Consider the following 20,365-nt stretch of genomic DNA (forward strand, 5'->3'; position numbering starts at 1 on the left):
AAGTGCGGTCAACTTCACATCGCGTATTCGATTACCCTGGATCATCCACCCGATCAGGCGTTTCGCGCCGAGCCGCTTTTTCATATGGTGTAAGTCCCCGGTGGCGGAGGTGGTTGTGCGTGACCCCCTGGCGGAACCTTCGGACCTGATCCGAAGTGTCTCCCGCGCGCTTCGAGTGCTTGAGTCGGTCGGTCGTGCCCCGCGGGGCCTGACGGTCAAACAGATCGCCCGCCGCTGCGAGCTGACCGTGGCCACCACGTACCACCTGGTTCGTACCCTCGCGTACGAGGGATACGTGATTCGTCGGGAGGACGGCACGTACATCGTGGGCCTGGAGGTGGCCGACCGCTACCGGGAACTGGTCGCCGCTTTCCGTGGTTCACCGGCCATCGGCGAGAGCCTGCGCCGGGTGGCCCTGGAGACCGGCTGGAGTCACTTCCTGGGCCGGTTCGTGGGTGGCCAGGTGGCGATCACCGCAGTGGCGGAGGGCAACCGCTCGCCGTACCTGGAGGATCTGGTCCCCGGTTTCGACGAGGGGGCCCACGCGACCGCGCTCGGCAAGGCCCTGCTGGCCACGCTCACCGCCGAGCAGCGCCACCGCTACCTGCGTGATTACGGCATGCGTCCGTTCACCAGCGCCACCCTCACCACCCCGGAGGCGTTCGAGGCCGACCTGTCCGCGGGGGACCGACGCGGGATGCAGTTGGAGCTGGGTCAGTTCCGGCAGGGCGTGGCCTGCGCCGCCGTGCTGGTGAGCCCGGACAAGGACATGGAGCGGCGGACGGTGCTGGCCTGCGCACTGCCCGCCAGCGAGATGATGACCTCCGCCCGGGTGGTGCGGACCAAACTGCTCACCGCCGCGCGCGCCATCGCCGACGGCCTGGCCGCCGACAACTGACCGGCGCCACCCGCCGAGACGGCCCCCTCCCTGGTGGGGAGAGGGCCGTCGGATGGGCGGCCGGCGCGATGCCGGATCGGGGTCAGCTACCGACCGGTCCGCCGTCCAGCCGCCAGGTCACGACCACGCCCGGCTTGGCGTAGTCGCCGTCCGGCCACGTGGAGGCCGGGTTGTCGACCGTGGCGCCGGTGATCTCCCCCGGGTGCTGCACGGCCACGAAGACCGAGCGGCTGTCCTCGGTGATGAACGGACCGCAGGTCTCCGCACCCGTCGGGACGGTCAGGAACTGCTTCAGGTGGCCGCGCTCCGGCCCTTCGGTCGCGGTGGCGAAGAGGCCGTCGTTGCTACCCAGCGCGTTACCGTCGGTGGAGATCCAGAGGTTGCCGGTGGCGTCGAACGCCACATTGTCCGGGCAGGAGATCGGCGAGACCTTGGTCTTGTCGTACCCGGCGAAGTAGGTCGACGGGTCCGCCGGGTCGCCGCAGACGATCGGCAGCGACCACGTGAACGTGTCGGAGGTGTTGTCCCCCCGGTCCTCGACCAGTTCCAGGATCTGCCCGTGCCGGTTCGCGGTACGCGGGTTGGCCTCGTCCGGCGCCGGGTTGCTGCCGACCCCACGGTTGGAGTTGTTGGTGAGCGCCACGTACACCTTGCCGGTGAGCAGGCTCGGCTCGACGTCCTCCGGACGGTCCATCTTGGTCGCGCCGACCTTGTCACCGGCGAATCGGGTGAAGGTCAACACCTCGGCGGCGGTCATCCCGTCCACGTAGGAACGGTTGCCGCTGACCAGCTTGATCCAGCGGCCCCGGCCGTTGAAGGCGCCGTCGCTGGGCAGGGCGCCTGAGCCGTCGATCTCCTCGGCGCTGGTCTGGTCGAGCTTGGCGACGTACAGGGTGCCGGACTCCAGCAGCGTCAGGTTGTGCTTGCGGGCGACCCAGGAGTCACCCTTCATGAACTTCTTGTCCGAGACGAACTTGTAGAGGTAGTCGAAGCGCTCGTCGTCGCCCATGTAGGCGACCACGTGCCCGCTGCGCGCGACGATGACGTTCGCGCCCTCGTGCTTGAACCGGCCGAGCGCGGTGTGCTTGCGCGGACGGCTCTCCGGGTCGAACGGGTCGATCTCCACGACCCAGCCGTGCCGGTTGGCCTCGTTGGGGTGCTTGGCGAGGTCGAAGCGCTCGGCGGCCCGGTCCCACTTGCGGCTGCCGCTCGGGTAGCGGGCGGTGGTGCTGATCCCGTACCGGGCCAGCCGGGCCTTCTCCGACTCCGGTGCCGCGTCGCCGCCGACGAAGTACTGGTTGAAGTTCTCCTCACCGGAGAGCACGGTGCCCCAGGGGGTCACGCCGCCGGCGCAGTTGTTGAGTGTGCCGATGACCGTACGACCCTTCGGGTCGGCGGCCGTCTTCACGAACGACGAGCCGGCGGCCGGGCCGGTCAGCTCGAACTTGCTGCTCAGTGCGTCGACGCGGCGGTTGTACGGCCGGCGGCCGGAGTCGACGACCTGCCACTGGCCGGTGCCGGCGACCCGCTCGATCTCCACCACGGACATCCCGTGTGCGGCCATCGCCACCTTCACCTGCTCGACGCTTAGCGCGTCCTGGCTGGTGAAGCCGGGGAACATCAGGTCCTCGTTGGTGTACTCGTGGTTGACCACGAGCAGCGCCCGCTTGCCCCGCTTGTCCAGCGGCAGCACGCCGACGAAGTCGTTGTTGTAGCCGAACTGCTTGGCCTGCGCGGCGGCGGTCTGCCGGCGCAGGTTGAACTCCGGCGCACCGGGCACCACCGGGTCGCCCCAGCGGATGACCACGGCGTGGTCGTAGCCGTTCGGCACGACGAACGTGTCGAGGGTGTTCGGCGGGATCGGCTTGAAGCTCAGGGCACCGCTGCCCGGGCGACGGCCGGCCGCCGCCGGCTGACCGGCCGGGGGCACCGGCGGAACCGGGGCGGCAGCGGCGGGGGCCGCGCCGGCCAGCGCGCCGGCCGCAGCGCCGCTGAAACCGAGCACCAAAGCGCCGACCGCTCCGGCGCGGACCACACCGCGGCGGCTGACCTCGGCGTTCACCACGTCACCGAAGTACGCGTTGTCGGAGGTGTTGGGTACCGGGTGGTCACAGGCGTTGCCGCAGCGGTAAAGGCAGGTCATGGCGTCGCGGCTGCCGTGGCGGGGGGTGCCCAGCAGCGGGAGCAGCCGGGGACGGTCGCTCATGGGGAGGATCCTCCTGAGGGTCGGTGCACGTCGGTGCAGGTCACCGACGCGTACCCGCCGGACGCTAGGGCGGCGCGGTGAGCGCGGGTCGGCGTCGATGTGAACCAGCGATGAACTCCATCCCCCGGGAATCCCAGGTTGAGCTGGGAATGAACCGTTCGGTGTGACAGCACGTATCTCCTGTCGTAACACCGCGCCCGCTCGCGCCGAGAGCGAGGAGATGACCATCAGCGACCACGACGCCCACCTGCTGCGCGCCCTGCATGACGAGCATGCCGAGGCGCTGTACGCGCACGCGTTGCGGCTGGTCAACGGCGACCGGCAGCGCGCCGAGGACCTGGTGCAGGAGACGCTGCTGCGGGCCTGGCGGCATCCGGAGTCGCTAGACCCTCGGCGCGGTTCGGTACGTGCCTGGCTCTTCACCACCGCGCGCAACCTCGCGATCGACGCCTGGCGACGGCGGTCCACCCGGGTCGGCGAGGTCTACACCGACGAGCTTCCCGAGCCGCCGGAGGTCGTAGACGAAACCGAGCGGGCCGTCGAGGCGTGGACGGTCGCGGAGGCGCTCAACCGGCTCAGTCCCTCGCACCGTGATGTCCTGGTGGAGTGCTTCTACCAGGGACGATCGGTTTCCGAGGCGGCCTCCCGGCTGGGCGTGCCGCCGGGCACGGTGAAGTCCCGCACCCATTACGCGCTGCGCTCCCTACGGCTGGTCCTGGCCGAGATGGGGGTGACCGGATGAACCGTTGCGAGTTCGCGTACGACGACGGGGCGTACGTGCTGGGCGCGCTCTCCCCGGCCGACCGCGTGGCCTACGAACGGCATCTCGTCGACTGCCCGGCCTGCCAGCAGTCGGTTTCGGAGATCGCCGTGCTGCCCGGCCTGCTCGGTCGGTTGGACCCGGCCAGCCTCGAACAGTTCCTGCCGCCGCCGGAGAACCCCCGGGTGCCCGAGCTGCTCGACGCCGCGCGGGAGCGCCGACGCCGCGAGCGGCAGGCCGGGCGGCTGCGGTACGCGGTGATCGGGCTGGCCGCCGCCGCGTTCGCGCTGGTGGTCGGCTTCGGGGTGGCCACGGTGCTGCCCGGGCAGGGACCGAACGGGCCGCTGGCACAGGTTCGGATGGTGCAGATGCAACCGGTCTCCGGCACGGTGTCGCTGCACGCCGAGATCGGCCTGACCGGTACCAACTGGGGCACCGAGGTCACCATGCACTGTGGCTACGACGAGCGGGCCGGGTACGGCAAGGCGAACGCCTTCCGGCTGGTGGCGCACGCCGGGGACGGTTCGCAGGAGCAGATCGGTTCCTGGCTGGCCGCGCCCGGCGACGATCTGCGGATCACCGGGGCGACCCGCTTCACCAACGCCGAGCTGGTCCGGCTGGAACTGATCCGTGCCGACGGCACCCCCGTGCTCGCCTACGAGGTCCGCTGAAGCGGGCCAGTGTCAGCGGCCGGTGGCGACCGCCGCCGTGGGTGGCACGGTGCCGCCCAGGCGCAGGCGGCGGGCGTGCCGCGCCTGGCGTACGGCGTCGGCGGTGAAGACGATCAGGGCGAGCCAGACGAGGGCGAAGCCGGCCAGCCGGGCCGGCGGCATCGGCTCGTGGAAGATCAGTATGCCGCAGCCGAGCTGGAGGATCGGCGCCACGTACTGGAGCATGCCGAGGGAGGTCAGTGGCAGCCGGTTGGCGGCACCGGCGAAGAGCAGCAGCGGGATGGCGGTCAGCGCTCCGGCGAGCACCAGCAGGGCCGTGTGCCCGGCCGAGACGTGACCGAACGCGGCGTCACCGGTGGCGGCGAGCCAGCCGAGGTAGCCCAACGCGGGCAGCGACAGCACCGCCGACTCGACGAACAGGCCCTCCGCCGCGGGCAGGCCCAGGCGCTTCTTCACCAGGCTGTACCCGCCGAAGGTGAACGCCAGGATCAGCGCGAGGTACGGCAGCCGGCCGTAGTCGACGGTGAGCACGGCCACGGCCAGGGCGCCGACGCCGAGGGCCAGCCACTGCGCCGGGCGTAGCCGCTCGCGTAGCACCAGCACCCCGAGCAGGACCACCACCAGCGGGTTGATGAAGTAGCCGAGGGCGGTTTCCACCACCCGGTCGGAGTTGACGCCGTAGATGTAGGTGAACCAGTTGACCGCGATCAGCGTGGCGGCGGCGCCGATCCCCGCGAGCGTCCGGGGCCGACGCAGCAGGGATCGCAGGAAACCGACATTGCGTAGCGCGACGAGCAGCAGGGCGACGAAGGCGACGGACCACACCACCCGGTGGGCCAGGATCTCCAGCGGACCGGCCGGGCGCAGCAGCTTGAAGTAGAGCGGAAAGAACCCCCACAGCAGGTACGCACCGAGTCCGTAGAGGTATCCGAGGCGGAGCGACGTCACGGCTCCACCGTAAGGGGCGTACGGGGTTGTCGATCCTTGCTGGTGAGCGGGCTCACGGCCTGGTAGCGCAACGTCACCGTCTCCCGGTCCCGCCCGAGCGCCCAGTACGCGTCCCCACTGAGCCGGGTATGCACGAGATCCAGATCGAGCCGGGCCGGATCGGTGCTGATCGTGTAGCCGTCATCGCGGGCGAGAGTGAACACTCCACCGAAGCTAGTGCCGCACCCGGGGCTTCTCGGCAGCCAATTCCCGGGATATGGCCGCCGCTCGCCCCGGCCGGTGGTCACCGGCGGGTGGCCGCCGGCCGGGGGCGAGCGGTGTGCCGAGAGGCGGTCAGTCGCGGTCGAGGATGGCGCCGAGGATCCAGGTGACGACGCCGACGAAGAGCGCCCCCAGCACCGCGGCCGGCCAGAAGCCGTCGACGTCGAACGGCAGCCCGGCCTGATCCGCGATCCAGCCGGTGAGCAGGAAGAGCAGACCGTTGACCACAAGTGCGATCAGGCCGAGGGTGAGCAGGTAGAAACCACAGCCGACGGTCTTGATGATCGGCTGGAGCACCCCGTTGACGACCCCGAAGATGACCGCGACGAGGATCAGGGTCAGGATCGTCTCGGAGACCGATTCGGTGTCGAGTGAGATGCCGGGGATGAGCAGCGTGGCCAGCCAGAAGGCCACCGCCGTGGCGCCGACCCGGATCAGTAGACCTTTCAGAAAACCCATGGCGGGCATGGTGCCACGGCGGGCGCGTGGGCGGAACCCGCGAGATCATCCGGCCCGGCGGAGGGTCCGGGCGTCGATGAGCTGCGCCTCGATCGCGGTGCAGGCGAGCAGTGCCCACCGCAGGGCGCGCCGGTTGACCACGGCGACCATGTCGTGCCGGCTCCGGGTCAGCAACTCCGCCGCGTCGCCGAGCCCCAGCGCGTTGCCGGCGACGGTGGCTTCCGCCGGGCTGAGCGGCTGGAAAACTGCCAGGTCGGCCCGGCTCAGCGCGTCCGCGTCGGCGGTGGTCAGCACGTCGCGGACCAGCAGCGTGGTGTGCCAGGCGGTGCCCGGCCGGGGACCGGCGGGCGCTGGCGCGTCCAGCACCACGAGCACCGGGGCCAGTGGCGTGCCGGGTTCTCCCGCCACCGGGCGGTCCGGTGGGGTCAGCCGGACCGGCCCGCCCGGCCAGCCGACGCCCCGGACGAGCGGCTCCCAGGCGGGTGGCCGGGCGGTCTGGACGATCACCCTGGCCCCGAGTGCCACCGCACGCACCACGACCAGTTGGGCGGCGGGTACCCCGCCGACGAGCATCAGTCGGGTGCTTTCCGGCCGGAACAGCCGGATGGTGACGGCGTGGCCGCGCCGGTTGACGCCGAGCATCAGCCCGGCGGCACCGATCGGCAGTTCCCGGGCCAGGCCCTCGCTACCGATCGGTGCCTCCCGCTCCGGTTCTCCGGCACCGGTCGGTGACGGCGTCCCGGGCAGAGCCAACGGCAGCGTTCCGGCGAGCCCGTCCAACTGCCCGCCGTCGAGTCGCTCCACCGCCGCGCCGTCGGCGGCCACCGTCCGCCGTAACTGCCGGGCCGCCACCGAAAGCTCGGTGGGTGTCGTCGCGGCCAGCCGGACGAGCAGCCCGGCGGCCGTGGGCCGCTCCGTCCCGGTGTGCAGCGACACCGTGACCGCGGTCGCCGGCAGCTCCCACAGCCGGGGCAAGAGTGTGGCCGCGTCCCCGCCCGGCCACCGGCTCAGCCGGAAGGTGGTCTGCAACAGGCCGCCGCAGCGGACCGCCTGCCAGGACTCCCGCAGCGGACGTCCGTCGTGGTGGGCGAACTCGGCGAGCACCCGCCGGATCGGCTGCTCGCCCATCGGCCGCACGGTCACCGGTCGGAGCCGCCGGACGATGCGCCGAACGGTGCCCGCGAGGGCGTGCCGCAGCGCCTCCTCCGGCCAGCCCCGCGTCCGCGACACCCGCACCGCCAGCACGGCCCGCTCGCGGCCGGCCAGCTGCCCGTCGGTGAGCTGACGGTAGGAGACGGCCGGCGCGCTGCCGCCGGCACCGACCGCCGGTGCCGGCGTGCCGGTCAGGAGAAGTTGTACGCGTACGGGTGGTGCCTGGTCGGTCTCGGCCGGGAGCAGCGATGCGGGTGACGGTAGTGACAGTTCGCCGTCACCGAGCAGGTCGGCCGGATCGCCGATCTCCAGCAGGGCGACCAGGCCGCCCGGATCGTCCAGCAGGGCGGCCGGACCATCGCCCAACTCCACGACACGGATCACGGCGTGCGGGTCCACCAGGTCGAGTAGCTCGGCCTGGCCGGAGTGGGGGCTGGTCAGCCGCCGTCGGGCCAGGTAGCCGAGGCCGACGACCAGCCACTCGTGCAACCAGCGCCGGCGAACCCGGCACCAGGTCACGGTGAGCAGCGCGGCGGCCACCAGTGTCGTGGCAATCGTCGCCAGGAGGCCCCGGCCCGGTACGGCGATGAGCGTCGCCGCCACCACCTGGGTCGCGACGATCTGCCCCGACCGAAGCCGAGCCGGTTGCCTTCGACGGCCGGTGCGTGGCGGGGCCCCGGCGGGGAGGATTCGAGGCTCGGGGCCGGCAGACGGATCGCCGTAGAAAGGGAGAGCGGCCGCATCCGGGCGGGTGGGAGTTAGGGTCGCCGTCACCACACCTCCCCAGAGCCGATCACCCATCGCGACACTGCCGCCGCCCATCGTAGTTACCGGGCAGCGATCGCGTTGTCCACAGGGGAACTCGGCGGGGTAGCAGAACCGCGATCGTGTCGCTACTCTCAGCGACGAGTTCTCGTTGGCCCATCCCGCGTCGTGCTCCCCCTCCGGCGTCGTGGGTGGTGCGTTCCCGCCGTAGGGCCAGCCACGATCGAGGAGACGAGGTGACGTCCAAGGTGTCCCAGACCCAGGCAGAGGCCGCGGTGATGCAGCAGACCGCGGCGAAGTTCGAGCAGACCGACCAGTCGTTGCAGTCGATGCTCAGTGGACTGCTGGTCCAGTTGGAGATCCTCCAGCAGGCCTGGCGCGGGGCTGGTGGCCGGTCGTTCGAGCAGGTCAAACGGAAGTGGGCGGAGGACCAGGCCGGGTTGCAGCAGGCCCTGCGAGAGACGGCGGGGGCGATCCGCGCCGCCGGCACGCGGTACGACGCGTCGGACGCCGAGGCGGCCGTCCGGGTGGCCGCCACCAACCGCGGCGGCATCCAACTGCCGCTCTAGAGCCCACGACCACAGGGAGAAGAATCCGATGGAGCACGGTGTGCTGGTCGTCAACTTCGCCGCGCTGCAACAGGCCAGCGCGGACATCCAACGGGCGCTGAACACACTGGACGCCCAACTCGGCCAGTTGGAGCGCGACGCGGCGCCGCTGGTCGCCAGCTGGTCCGGCGCGGCCCAGCAGGCCTACGAGCAGCGGCAGGCACGGTGGCGCAACGCCTCGCAGGATCTCCAGGTGATGCTGCGCGACATCAAGCTCGCGGTGGACGAGTCCGCTGCCGACTATCTCGACACCGAGAAGCGGAACACCAACCTCTTCCAGTGAGCCGCTGCGCACCGACGGCGGGGTGACGTCGATCGGCGTCACCCCGCGTCGTGGTCATGGTCGGCCGGACGCCATCGGCGGCGTACCCCTCGGGGCAGCACCGCCGCGGCCAGCACGACGGCAGCCACCATCGGCACCCCCGCACCGGTCAGCAGCAGTGCATGGCGTCGCGCGTCGCTCCTACGGTCCTGCTGCGCCAGCAATGTCGGATCAGGCCGATCGCCAGCCGGCCCGGTCACCGGTCGCGGGTGTCCCGACGCCGATCCGGTCTCGGTCACCGCCCGGTACGGATTGAGCACACCCGCGCCGTACCCGACACCGGGTGCCGGATCGGCGGTGGCGACGATCCGCCGTGCCACCTCGACCGCGTTGAGGTCCGGGCGGTACTGGCGCAGCAGGGCCGCGGTGGCGGCGACGAAGGGCACCGCGTAACTGGTTCCGTCGGCGCTGCGGTGACCGTGCCCGGGGGCGGCGATCAGCACATCGACACCGGGAGCGACGAGATCCACGTGCGCTCCGGTCTGCGAGAAGTCGGCCCGTGCCCCGTCCTCGCCGACCGCGCCGACCGCGAGCACCCCTTCGTACGTGGCTGGATACGGGCGGCGTTCGGCACCACCGGAGAGGTTGCCGGCGGCGGCCACCACGACCACGTCCCGGCTGAGCGCGTATCCGACCGCCGCGCGGACCGTGGGATGGTCGACGTAGAGCACCACGGAGAGGTTGACGACGGTGGCGCCCTGGTCGACCGCCCATCGGATGGCCCGGCCGAGGTCCCGTGGGGCTACCGTGCGTCCCGTCCCATGCCCATCCACGACCTGCTGTTCGCTGACCCGGACCGGCAGGATCCGGGCCTTCGGTGCCAGCCCACGGAAGCTGGTCCCGGCGCGTGGCGCGGCGGCGATGAGGCTCGCCACGCCGGTGCCATGACCGACACAGTCGAGGCCACCGTCGCCGCCGGCATCGAGCAGGTCGCTGCCGGCGAGCACCCGCCCGGCCAGTTGGGGATGCCGCCGGTCCACGCCCGAGTCGACCACCGCCACGGTCACTCCGGCACCGGTGGCCAGCCGGGCGAGGCGCTCCGGTGCGTACCGCTGCTGTGCCCACGGGGTCGCGGCAACCGGTCGGGCCGGTGCCGGTGGCGACGCGCATCCCGGCGCGGCGCGGGCCGGCGTCACCGCGCCTGGCGTCATCGGGCCGGCCAGCAGGGCTGCGACCAGACCCGCCAGGACGAGGTACGGCAGGCGTCGAGCAGCCCGCCGGTGTCGCCACGCACCTGGTACCCGGTACATCGACCGCCTCCGTATCGTGTCGACACCGGGACCGGATGTTATCGGTTGCTGGTGAACCGGGCGGGCCACCGCCGGCCTGGCATTGTGATCTTGTGATCACCTTGTAGGTTGTATCCGATACCTATGGCTGTGCCCGGGAGGAGGGGTGGCCGTGACCGACTGGGAGCCGGCCACCGGGGCCGAGGCGGCGATGCGCGACGCGCTGCACGGCAATGACCAGCAGCTTTACTTCCGTATCCTGTCCGGTGTCGAGCTGCTGCTGCCGGTCTCCGCCCAGGCGGCGGCAGGGCAGACGCCGGTGGGCTGGGGCACCTGGACGACGGGCGGCCGCACACACGTGCTGGCGTTCACCTCCGCCGAGGCGATGCGGGCCTGCCTCGGCGAGCACGCCGGCCCCAGCCGACGTACCGGCTACGCCGAACTCGCCGCGAGCTGGCCGAACCACGAGTGGTGGCTGGCGGTGAACCCGGGCCTGCCCATCGAGGGCTACCTGCCCGCCTGGTACGTCTCCCAGCTGTCCCGAGGTGACGTCCGGCTACCGGGCCGCACGGTGGGTGCCCGCGCCCGGTTGGAACGCGTGGAGGCGCTGAACCGGGCTCGCGACGCCGCCTCCGCAGGCGCCCCGGCGACGCCGAATCCGCCGTCCCCACCGCGACAACCGGGCCCGGTCCGACCGACCCAGCACTCGCCGGCGCCGCCGGTGGTGCCGGCGGCCTTCCATCTTCCCGAGGTGCCATCGGCGGCGGCGGGCACGGTCGCCGGCCCGCACCGACCGGAGCCCGCCGACCGGGCACCCGCCCCGCCCCGTCCGGCCCGCCCCGACGGCAGCGGTATGGGCCGTACCGGTGCGGCCGGCCCACAGTGGCCGGGTGATCTCGGCGGTGTCCGGCCGGACGACCCGAGCAGGGACGGCATGGCGCCCCGGCGGCCGTCGCCGGGCCGGAACGAGGAGCCGACCTCCGCCGGGCCGGGATGGCCCGCGACGCCGGAGCGGCCCGGAGCGCCCAGCAACGGACGAGCGACCGGTTCCGACCCGCCAGCTCAGCGCTCCTTCTTCGAGCCCGCCAACGGTCGCTCGACGCATCGCGGTGACCGCCTTGCCGAGCGGGCCGCGCCACCGTCCCGGTTCCGGGGCGGTCAGCCGTTTCCCCGGCGCGGACCGGCCGGCGAACCGCCATCCGACGGGCCGACTCGCGCCTTCGTGTTCAGCGAGACCGACCAGGCCACCCGGACGCGACAGGTCCCGGACGAGGAGGCGACCCAACCGCTGCCGCCGCCCGACGGGCCGGTCCGGTCGCTGCGGGTGAGCACGCCGGCGGGCTGGGCGGCACCGGGCGGCGGTGATCCGACCGCTGGCGGCGGTGACCCGACCCAGGCGCTACCCCGGCGCCAGCCGGTCGAGGAGGAGCCGGCCACGGCGGCCGAGCCGGTCTCCGCTCCGCCCGCGCCGCGCCGCGGTTTCACCCCGATCGTCATAGAGGGCACCATCATCGAGGCCCGCGACCTCACCATGACCAACGGTCACCCCGGCCAACCCGGCGGGGCGCCGCACGACGGCAGCGGGCCGGTGCCCCGGGCGGGGGCACCGTCCGCTCGTCGGGCACCGCAGGACACCGAGGTGGCGGCCCCGCCCGTGCCGGCACCGGAGCCGACGGCCGCCGATCCGGAGCCGACGGTGCGCTTCCCGACGCCGAGCGTCTCGGAAGCCGAGCCGACCGTGGCGACGCCGACGGTGACGCCCGAGCCGACCGTGCCGGTCCGGACGGTGACGCCCGAGCCGACGGCGGCTGTTCCGACGGCAGCCCCGGCAACGGACAGCCGGCCCCGGACGGACACCGACGGCGGGGCGGCACCACCGGCCACCGCCGACCCGACGGCCGCCCCGGTCACGGAGACGCCCTCGCTGTTCACCCCGGTGTCCGCACCGCCGTCGGCGGCGTCGCCGTCCTCGGTGCCCGCATCGACCGCGCCGGCCACGGAAGCGCCCCCGGCTGCCGGATCCTCGGAGCCCGAACCCGAGCCCGAGCCCGCGTCGGCGGCGCCCGCCGCCGCGCCGCCCTTCCGGCCCGCCAACGAGGTAGAGGACGACCTGTACGGCGCCGCCGAGACCGGCAGCACGGACACCTTCCTGTCCACGCTGCTGCTGGCCCGGGTCCTCATGCCGGTCGCGGCCGACTCCGCCACCGGTAGCCGCCCCGGCGACCCGGGTTTCGTCTGGCCGGCGGTGCAGCTGGACGGGCAGACCTTCGTGGTGGCCTACACCTCCCCGCAGCGCCTCGCCGACCACACCGATCCGGCGGCCGAGACGGTCCAGGTCCGTTTCGTCCAGCTGATCCGGAGGTGGCCCGACCCTTCGTGGTCGTTCGCGGTCAACCCCGGCACCCCGGTGGGCGCGAAGCTGCCCGGCGAGCAGATCGTCGGGCTGGCCAACTGGGCTGCCGAACTCGGCCTCGGCGACGACGCGGAGGGCGAGCCCGAGACGACCGTCGAGGCTCCCGCACCGGCGAGCAGTCCACGACAGGCGGCACCGTCGGGCGACCCGGCCCGGCCGATCGTGATGCAGAAGGCGATCGCCCCGAGCCAACTCGGCTACTACCTGGAACGGGGCTACGACCGGGTCTCCGGGTTCGTCCACCGGGCGACCGAGTTGGCGCATCTCACCACCCCGGCCGCCCTGTACCAGGCGCTCGGCCTCAACCATGCCGAGTCGCCCTTCGCGCCCGACGCCGAACAGATCTACGTGCTCAGGTGGCCGGCCTACCGGCCGAGCCTGTACCGCATCCCCTACGGCGGGCAGAACGAGGCGGCCATGCGGGCGATGGAGGGTTGGGTGATCGAACGGCCCCCGTTCCGGGGCAACGGCTTCGCCCCCGGTTCGGGTAGCGACGTGCTTGCCGAGTTCAAGGTGGACAGCGTCCGGCTCCCGCACGGTGCCCAACTCGTGCGCATCGACGCCTCGGGTACCGAGCGGCTGATCGCCGTGCTCGACGCCGACACGCTCTCCTGGCAGGAGGTCGGTGAGCGGTGACGCGGGACGGCTATGTGGCGCGCTGGCGCGGGCGGGAGTTCCAGGCCAGCCCGGACGGCGGCGAGGTTCGGCTGTACCAGCCGGAGGCGACCGAGGGTTTCACCGAGGTGCGTCCCGGCCGGCACGTCCGGGTGGTCGCGGCGAACGAGATCGAGGAACTGGCGTACGTCCGCACCACCTGCACCTGGAAGGGGCAGCCGTTCATCGTGCTGGCCGAGCACGACGGATGGCTGCGGGTCGAGTACACCGGTGGACGCTGGCCGGTCGCGCAGGCGATGCGGCTGGAGGCGTTCGACTTCGGCGTCTACCAGGGCTGGGCCCCCGTCGGCGAGGTCACCGACGTACGCGAGCAGCGGGTCTGAGCCCGTCCGCGCGGGTCAGGACTTCGCCCAGCGCAGGATCTCACCGAGCACCAGTTCCGGTGTCTCCAGGTGAGGGAAGTGCCCGACCTCGTCGAGCAGTCGCCACTCGTACGGCGCACTGACGTAGCGTCCGGATCCCTGGGCGGTGCGCGGCAACGCGGCCACGTCCCGTGCGCCGTGCAGTTGCAGGGTGGGAGCGGACAGCGGTCGTTGCATCAGCTTCACGAACCGGTAGCCGTGCAGCCGCAGCACCGATCGGAACGCCCACCGGTAGCCCTCCAGGGCGCAGAAGGCAGCCTGCGGGATCCGCATGGCCTCCCGGTAGCGCCGCGCGTAATCGGCGAAGTCAGCGCCGCTGACCCAGCGGTCGCCGGCCCACCGGCGCAGGATCTCCTCCACCGCGCGGCCGTTGTCGCGGGTGAGGAGGTGTTCGTACCGGGGCAGCTGGAACCTCAGTGCGGGGGTCGACGCGGCGAACTGACCGCGCGGGTCGGCGAAGATGGCGGCCCGCAGCCGCAGCGGGTGCGGGGCGCCGAGCACCACCAGGCGGCGTACCAGGTTGGGGTGGAACGACGCCGCGGTCCAGGCGATCATGCCGCCGGCGCCGGTGCCGACAAGCGTGGCCGAGCGCTCGCCCAGCGCCCTGATCAGCCCGGCGATGTCGGCCGCGAGGGTGTAGCCGTCGTACCCCCGGGGTGGTTTGTCGCTGGCGCCGTAGCCCCGCAGGTCCACCGCGACGGCGCGAAAGCCGGCGTCGGCGACCGCCGGCAGCATCCGGTGCCAGGCCCACCAGTGTTCGGGGAAGCCGTGCAGGAAGAGCACCATCGGCCCGGTGCCGGCCTCCACGACGTGGAAGCGGCTGCCGTTGGCACCCACGAACCGGTGCGTCCACGGCCCCTCGGTGAGTACGCAGGACTCGTCGACGGCCTCGTCACGCTGCTCGGTCATGCCCGACAGCCTAGGGCCCGCTGTCCTGCCGATCGGTTGGTGCCGTCGGCGTGGGTGCCGGGCCGGTCCGACCGAAGGGCGCTGTCGGTCAACCCACCGGGCTCATCTTGAGGATGCTGACCGGGGTTCCCGGGCCGCAGTCCACCTCGGCAGTTGCCGGAGCGGTGGTCACCCGTACCCAGGTTCCGGTGGCGAAGGTGCCCTTGTCGGTGCCGTGCAACGCGTACTCCCGGCCGTCGTCGGTGACCAGGGTGTAGCAGGGACCGCTTCCGCCCCGGCTGAGTCGGCCGGCCAGGACATTGGACTTGCGCAGCTCGGTGGGATGGCGTGGCGGTGCCGTCGGGGTGCCGATCAGCGGCGGGTCGGTGGGTGACGGAGGGCTGCCGGTCCGCCCCACGGGAGGCTGCCCGCTGGCATCGCCGGCCGGGCGGTCGGGGCTGCCGACCGGAGAGCTGCCGGTTGCGGTGGGGCTCTGGTCGGCGGTCACGGCGCCTCCGTCCGGCTCGCCGCAACCGGCCAGGGCCAGCAGCATGGCGAGGCAGGTCGCCGGCGTGCGGATGCGGTTGGTGGTGGGCATCAGGGTACGACGTGAGCAGGCTCGTTGCGGTTCCCTGCCGGGTCAGGCCGGTGCCGAGAAAGCGTGCCGCCCCGGGCAAGTTGCACGCCCGGGGCAGCACGTCGTCGGTTCGGCGTGGGTCAGGAGAAGCGGACCTTGGTGTAGATCCCCTTCTGTTCCAGCACCTTGATCTTGGTGCCGGTGGCGGGGAGCTTGACGCCGTGGTTCGGCAGCTCCGGGAACCAGTACTTCTTGGTGTCGTCGAACAGCGGCTGCGCGGCCTGCCCACGGATGTACTGCGGCTGGCTGTTCAGGTGCAGCGTGAACGAGTCCGCCTTCTTGAGACCGAACGGCGCGTCGTAGACCTGGATCCGAGCCCGCCAGGGCTGCCCGGTCAGGTTGTAGATGGGCCGCGGGTGGGCGTCGATGATCATGTTCCGGCCCTCACCCGGGTGCGCGAACGTGTCGTTGTCCGCCCACCGGGTGTTCCAGTACGAGATCAGCAGCCCCTCCTGGTACGCGTAGTGGTCCACGTAGTCCGGCTTGGTGTTCCCGTACCCGAAGAAGTACGGGCCGGTCTTGAGGTACCTGTCGTACGAGATGTACTGCCGGGTGCCCGCGATGTAGTAGTTCGCGAAGTTCCGCGTGTACGTTGCCTCGACCACCTCGAACCCGCCGGCCAGCGTCCAGCCGTCCGCGTCGGACTCCGCACCGTCGGTGAAGACGGTCTCGCCGTCGGCGACGAGGGCGACCGCGTCGCCGAAGAAGCCGCCCTCGGAGACACCGCCGTCGGTCTGGTAGCGCAACCGGAACGCGACGCTGTCCCCGGCCACCTGGTCCAGCGGGATCTCGATGTCGACCCACTCGTCGTCGGAACTGCCGTCCAGCGCGAACCGGCCGGGGGAGATCTCCTTCAACGGCTCGCCGTCGACCGTCCCGTTCTGCGACGTCCAGGTCTGCCCGCCGTCGACGGAGGTCTCGAAGAAGAGGTAGTCGTAGTCAGCCTCGATGCTGTAGCGGCCCTTCATCGACAGGGCCGCCGCCGACTTGCCGGTCAGGTCGAACGTGCGGGTCATGGTGCTGTTGAGGTCGTCCGCGTTGCCGGAGAAGAACTGCTTGTCGCCCTCGAACGGCGCGCCGTTGTCGAAGGTGTACTCCCGCTCGGGCAGCACCACCACGGCGGCCTGGGCCTCCTTGGTGTTGTACTCCTGCGGGCCGAGGGTCAGCGTCCGCTTCTGCCCGGCCACGATCACCTCGTAGTCGAGCCAACCGAGCTGGAGCTTGTTCCAGGCGCCGAGGTCGCCGCCGCGCTCGCCGATGCCGCCGTCGTTCTTGGCGCCGAGCCGGCTCTGGGCCATCAGCGTCCAGTGCTCGTTGTTGTTGTCGCCGCCGCTGATGACGTTGTAGTCGTCCGGCAGGCCGAGGTCGTGGGCGTACTCGTGGTAGAAGACGCTGCGACCGCCGTTCTCCGGCTGGATGGTGTAGTCGCCGATCCAGACGCCGGTGTCGCCGATCTGGGTACCGCCCGCCGGGAAGTTCGACGGCCCGGTGCGGCCCTGGTCGGAGGCGTACGCGTACCAGCGGTGGCTCCAGATGGCGTCTTCGCCCTGGATCGGGTCACCGTCGGCCATGTCGCCGCCGGCGTGCACGATCTGGAAGTGGTCGATGTAGCCGTCCGGCTCGTTGAAGTTGCCGTCCGAGTCGTGGTCGTAGCGGTCCCACTCGTCCATCGCCCGCACGTCGGCGGCGATCTCCTCGTCGGTCCGCCCGGCCGCCTTCTGGTCGGCGACCCACTGGTTGGCGGCGTCGCGCACCAGCGCCCAGACGTTGTTGCAGACGATCCCCTCGCACGGGTAGCCGCTGGAGCGGCCGTAGCGGGCCTCGTTGTACTGGACCTTGACCCAGTCGGTGACCACGCCGTCGACGCTGTAGCGGCCGGAGGACTGGGCTTCGTAGTACTGCTTCACCGACTGGTCACCGGAACCGGTGCCGAAGTAGAGCTTCCGGTAGTGGTCGGCGTCGTAGTCCGCCTGCCAGACGGTGGAGTTGTCCACCGACCGGTCCGGCTCGGGGATCTCGTTGTGCAGCGGGCCGTCGAACCTCGTCGGGCCGGGGGTATCCGGGTCGGTGTCCTGGTCTGGGTAGCTGGGGTGCCGGTCGTTGCCGAACTCGGCGAGGATCACGAAGATCTGGTCGGTCTGTTCCCGGGACAGCTCGACGTACTGCTTCTCGGTTGGGCCTCGGCCGCGCTTGGTGGCCTTCGCGTTGGGACCGGCCTCACCGCCACGGGCGGCCCGCTCGCCGACCTTGACCACCGTGCTGCCGTTGATTCGTTCGGCCTTGGCTCGGCCCGAGAGCACCTCACTGAGGCCCTCCTGACGCAGGGCGCGGCGCTTGGCCTCAAGCGGGTTCGGTAGGTCGTGTTCGGCGTGGGCGGGCTCCGCGATGGACGGGGCGGCCGCCAGAGCCTCCGGCTGCGGCGCGGCTGCGGCGGATGAGCCGACCGTTAGTCCTGTCGCCGTCAACGAGAGCCCGAGCAGACCCACTGCGACTTTCCGCACGTGGTACCTCCGGATTGAGGGAACCGGCCCGTCGGGGGTTGCGGACCGGTGAAAGTGGCCCCCGTGAATGGGGCCAGTGGTGAACCTAGGCACTACTGGGGCTGGTGAGAAGAGTTACGGCCGAATTTGTTGCACCTTTTTGTTGGCAGGCGTTTTCACTGTCACATTCGAGTACGGGTTGACGTGCGCAAACATGACGAAGGGTGGCGGCCCGATCCCGGACCGCCACCCTTCGGGTCGTACGCCTGTCGTCAGTCCTCGTCGGACTTGCCGCCGCTCATGCCGGAGGCGATCAGGTCCATCACGGACGAATCCTGCAACGTGGTCACGTCGCCCAGCGAACGGTTCTCCGCCACGTCCCGCAGCAACCTCCGCATGATCTTGCCGGACCGGGTCTTCGGCAGCTCCGGCACCAGCATGATCTGGCGGGGCTTGGCGATCGGGCCGAGCGTCTTCGCCACGTGGTTGCGCAGCTCGGCGATGAGCTGCTCACCGGCCTCGCCGGAAATCTCGGTGCTGCCCCGAGGAATGGCGAATGCGACGATCGCCTGCCCGGTGGTCGGATCGGTCGCGCCGACCACCGCTGCCTCCGCCACCGACGGGTGCGACACCAGCGCCGACTCCACCTCGGTGGTGGAGATGTTGTGCCCCGACACCAGCATCACGTCGTCGACCCGGCCGAGCAGCCAGACGTGCCCGTCGTCGTCCTTCTTCGCGCCGTCCCCGGCGAAGTAGATCCACGGGTCGTTGGCGTCGCCACTGGCACCCGCGCCGAACCGAGACCAGTACGTCTCGATGAACCGGTTGTCGTCGCCCCAGATGGTGCGCAGCATCGACGGCCACGGCTCGCGCAGCACGAGGTAACCGCCGCCGCCGTTGGGCACCGACTGGCCCTGGTCGTCCACCACGTCCGCGACGACGCCCGGCAGGGCGGTCATCGCCGAACCCGGCTTGGCTGCCGTCACGCCCGGCAGCGGCGAGATCATCATGCTGCCGGTCTCGGTCTGCCACCAGGTGTCCACGATGGGCAGCTCACCCCGCCCGACGTGCTGCCTGTACCACATCCAGGCCTCGGGGTTGATCGGCTCGCCGACGCTACCGAGTAGCCGCAACGAGGAGAGGTCGTGCTCGGCCGGGATCTCCTCACCCCACTTCATCATCGTGCGGATCAACGTCGGCGCGGTGTAGAGGATGGTCACCCGGTACCGGTCGACGATCTCCCAGAAACGGCCCTTGTGCGGAGTGTCCGGGGTGCCCTCGTACATCACCTGGGTCACGCCGTTGGAGAGCGGGCCGTAGACGATGTAGGAGTGGCCGGTCACCCAGCCGATGTCCGCCGTGCACCAGTAGACGTCGGAGTCCGGCTTCAGGTCGAAGACCGCGTACGAGGTGTACGCCGCCTGGGTCAGGTAACCGCCGGTGGTGTGCAGGATGCCCTTCGGGCGGGCGGTGGTGCCGCTGGTGTAGAGGATGAACAGCGGGTGTTCGGAGTCGAACGACTCCGCGGTGTGCTCGGCCGACGCCTGCTCCACCGTCTCGTGCCACCAGTGGTCCCGCTCGGACCAGCCGACCTCCTCGCCGGTACGCCGGACCACCAGGACGTGCTCGACCGACGGGCAGTTCGCCACCGCCTCGTCGACGGTCGGCTTGAGCGCGGACGGCTTGCCGCGCCGGTACCCGCCGTCGGCGGTGATCACCACCTTCGCCGAGGCGTCCTGGATCCGGTTGGTCAGCGCGTCGGCGGAGAAGCCGCCGAAGACCACGCTGTGCGTGGCGCCGATCCGGGCACAGGCCAGCATCGCGACCGCGGCCTCCGGGATCATCGGCAGGTAGATCGCCACCCGGTCACCGGCCGTCACCCCGAGGTCGGTGAGCGCGTTCGCCGCCTGGCAGGTCATCCGGTGCAGGTCGGCGTAGGTGATGGTGCGGCTGTCACCGGGCTCGCCCTCCCAGTGGATCGCCACCCGGTCGCCCCGGCCGGCCTCCACGTGCCGGTCGAGACAGTTGTAGGCCACGTTCAGCTGCCCGCCGACGAACCACTTCGCGAACGGCGGCCGGGACCAGTCCAGCACCTGGTCCCACTGCTTGGTCCAGGCCAGCCGGGCGGCCTGACGCTCCCAGAAGGCGAGCCGGTCGGCCTCCGCCTCGGCGTACGCGTCCGCGGTGACGTTGGCGTCAGCGGCGAGTTCGGCCGGCGGCGGGAACTGGCGCGTCTCGTTCAGCAGATTGGCCAATGCCTCGCTCATGCCGGCACTCCGCTTCGCTTCGTGCCGCCCTGAGGCACCAGCGCGCTGCATTTATGATTCGCTCGCTGCCGCTCGCTCATGCGGTGACTCCTCGTTGCTCGGGTGACCTGGGTCTCTCCCGGGCAGGTTAGTCGCGGCGGCCGAGCGAGGCGACCGATCCCCGACGCGCCCGTCGCTCAACGGCCCCTCCCACGCGCCGAGGTGCAGCGCGGACCTGCCACTACCCGGTGCGTCTCATCGGCCGGGCAGCGTGACGTGCCCGTCCGGCTGGGCCGCTCACCGGGTCGGCAGCTGGGCCCGTCGGGTTGCGGCATGTCGGGCCTTCCCGTCGGCGTGAAAGCCCGACATGCCGCACGGCGCGACC

16 protein-coding genes and 1 pseudogene are annotated in these 20,365 nt (G+C 71.5%); 7 read left to right on the plus strand and 10 right to left on the minus strand.

The window, feature by feature from the left end:
* The first annotated feature begins 115 nt into the window (after window positions 1-115).
* Window positions 116-898: an IclR family transcriptional regulator C-terminal domain-containing protein gene (locus tag O7601_RS08685; protein ID WP_281565679.1), complete on the plus strand. Its 783-nt coding sequence runs from the start codon at window positions 116-118 to the stop codon at window positions 896-898.
* 82 nt (window positions 899-980) lie between these two features.
* On the opposite strand, the gene O7601_RS08690 is transcribed toward O7601_RS08685, so the two are convergent.
* Window positions 981-3,104 (minus strand): PhoX family phosphatase, encoded by a 2,124-nt coding sequence (locus O7601_RS08690; protein WP_281565680.1) that lies wholly within the window; start codon window positions 3,102-3,104, stop codon window positions 981-983.
* Between the two features lie 220 nt (window positions 3,105-3,324).
* Between O7601_RS08690 and O7601_RS08695 the strand changes: the two genes are divergently transcribed.
* Together O7601_RS08695 and O7601_RS08700 are read left to right on the plus strand one after the other, a co-directional pair.
* Window positions 3,325-3,846, plus strand: a complete 522-nt coding sequence (locus tag O7601_RS08695) for a sigma-70 family RNA polymerase sigma factor (RefSeq protein WP_281565681.1) — start codon at window positions 3,325-3,327, stop codon at window positions 3,844-3,846.
* Window positions 3,843-4,535 (plus strand): zf-HC2 domain-containing protein, encoded by a 693-nt coding sequence (locus O7601_RS08700; protein ID WP_281565682.1) that lies wholly within the window; start codon window positions 3,843-3,845, stop codon window positions 4,533-4,535. The genes O7601_RS08695 and O7601_RS08700 overlap by 4 nt, the downstream gene beginning before the upstream one ends.
* A gap of 12 nt (window positions 4,536-4,547) precedes the next feature.
* Here O7601_RS08700 and rarD read toward each other — a convergent pair whose 3' ends face one another.
* From rarD to eccE, 4 genes and pseudogenes are all read right to left on the minus strand, one after another.
* On the minus strand, window positions 4,548-5,483 hold the full coding sequence (gene rarD / locus O7601_RS08705; RefSeq protein WP_281565683.1) for an EamA family transporter RarD: 936 nt from the start codon (window positions 5,481-5,483) through the stop codon (window positions 4,548-4,550).
* Window positions 5,484-5,557: 74 nt separating this feature from the next.
* Window positions 5,558-5,686 (minus strand): annotated as a pseudogene (locus O7601_RS08710) (GNAT family N-acetyltransferase); the annotation flags it as partial.
* 130 nt (window positions 5,687-5,816) lie between these two features.
* Window positions 5,817-6,203, minus strand: coding sequence for a phage holin family protein (locus O7601_RS08715; RefSeq protein WP_093404048.1), 387 nt, complete (start codon window positions 6,201-6,203; stop codon window positions 5,817-5,819).
* Window positions 6,204-6,248: 45 nt separating this feature from the next.
* Complete coding sequence (eccE, locus tag O7601_RS08720) at window positions 6,249-7,958, minus strand: type VII secretion protein EccE (protein WP_281565684.1); 1,710 nt, start codon at window positions 7,956-7,958, stop codon at window positions 6,249-6,251.
* Window positions 7,959-8,368: 410 nt separating this feature from the next.
* On the opposite strand from eccE, the gene O7601_RS08725 reads away from it, so the two are divergent.
* Window positions 8,369-8,689: a WXG100 family type VII secretion target gene (locus O7601_RS08725; RefSeq protein WP_281566848.1), complete on the plus strand. Its 321-nt coding sequence runs from the start codon at window positions 8,369-8,371 to the stop codon at window positions 8,687-8,689.
* A 28-nt stretch (window positions 8,690-8,717) separates the two neighbouring features.
* The gene (locus tag O7601_RS08730) at window positions 8,718-9,011 is read left to right on the plus strand and encodes a WXG100 family type VII secretion target (protein ID WP_281565685.1); all 294 of its coding nucleotides are present in this window, start codon (window positions 8,718-8,720) and stop codon (window positions 9,009-9,011) included.
* Between the two features lie 38 nt (window positions 9,012-9,049).
* On the opposite strand, the gene mycP is transcribed toward O7601_RS08730, so the two are convergent.
* Complete coding sequence (mycP, locus tag O7601_RS08735) at window positions 9,050-10,300, minus strand: type VII secretion-associated serine protease mycosin (RefSeq protein WP_281565686.1); 1,251 nt, start codon at window positions 10,298-10,300, stop codon at window positions 9,050-9,052.
* A 151-nt stretch (window positions 10,301-10,451) separates the two neighbouring features.
* On the opposite strand from mycP, the gene O7601_RS08740 reads away from it, so the two are divergent.
* Both O7601_RS08740 and O7601_RS08745 read left to right on the plus strand, forming a co-directional pair.
* Window positions 10,452-13,328 carry an SseB family protein gene (locus O7601_RS08740; protein WP_281565687.1) on the plus strand — a complete coding sequence of 959 codons (2,877 nt, stop codon included), beginning with the start codon at window positions 10,452-10,454 and terminating at the stop codon, window positions 13,326-13,328.
* Window positions 13,325-13,690 (plus strand): hypothetical protein, encoded by a 366-nt coding sequence (locus O7601_RS08745; protein ID WP_281565688.1) that lies wholly within the window; start codon window positions 13,325-13,327, stop codon window positions 13,688-13,690. Before O7601_RS08740 ends, O7601_RS08745 begins: the two co-directional genes overlap by 4 nt.
* A gap of 15 nt (window positions 13,691-13,705) precedes the next feature.
* On the opposite strand, the gene O7601_RS08750 is transcribed toward O7601_RS08745, so the two are convergent.
* The 4 genes from O7601_RS08750 to acs form a co-directional block, all read right to left on the minus strand.
* Window positions 13,706-14,638, minus strand: a complete 933-nt coding sequence (locus O7601_RS08750) for an alpha/beta hydrolase (RefSeq protein WP_281565689.1) — start codon at window positions 14,636-14,638, stop codon at window positions 13,706-13,708.
* An 88-nt stretch (window positions 14,639-14,726) separates the two neighbouring features.
* The gene (locus O7601_RS08755) at window positions 14,727-15,215 is read right to left on the minus strand and encodes a DUF5818 domain-containing protein (RefSeq protein WP_281565690.1); all 489 of its coding nucleotides are present in this window, start codon (window positions 15,213-15,215) and stop codon (window positions 14,727-14,729) included.
* Between the two features lie 119 nt (window positions 15,216-15,334).
* Window positions 15,335-17,740 (minus strand): immune inhibitor A domain-containing protein, encoded by a 2,406-nt coding sequence (locus O7601_RS08760; protein WP_281566849.1) that lies wholly within the window; start codon window positions 17,738-17,740, stop codon window positions 15,335-15,337.
* A gap of 266 nt (window positions 17,741-18,006) precedes the next feature.
* Entirely contained in the window at window positions 18,007-20,001 is a 1,995-nt protein-coding gene (gene acs / locus O7601_RS08765; protein WP_281565691.1) for an acetate--CoA ligase, read from the minus strand.
* Between the last annotated feature and the right edge of the window lie 364 nt (window positions 20,002-20,365).

The sequence above is a fragment of the Verrucosispora sp. WMMD573 genome, assembly GCF_027497175.1.
Lineage (GTDB): Bacteria > Actinomycetota > Actinomycetes > Mycobacteriales > Micromonosporaceae > Micromonospora.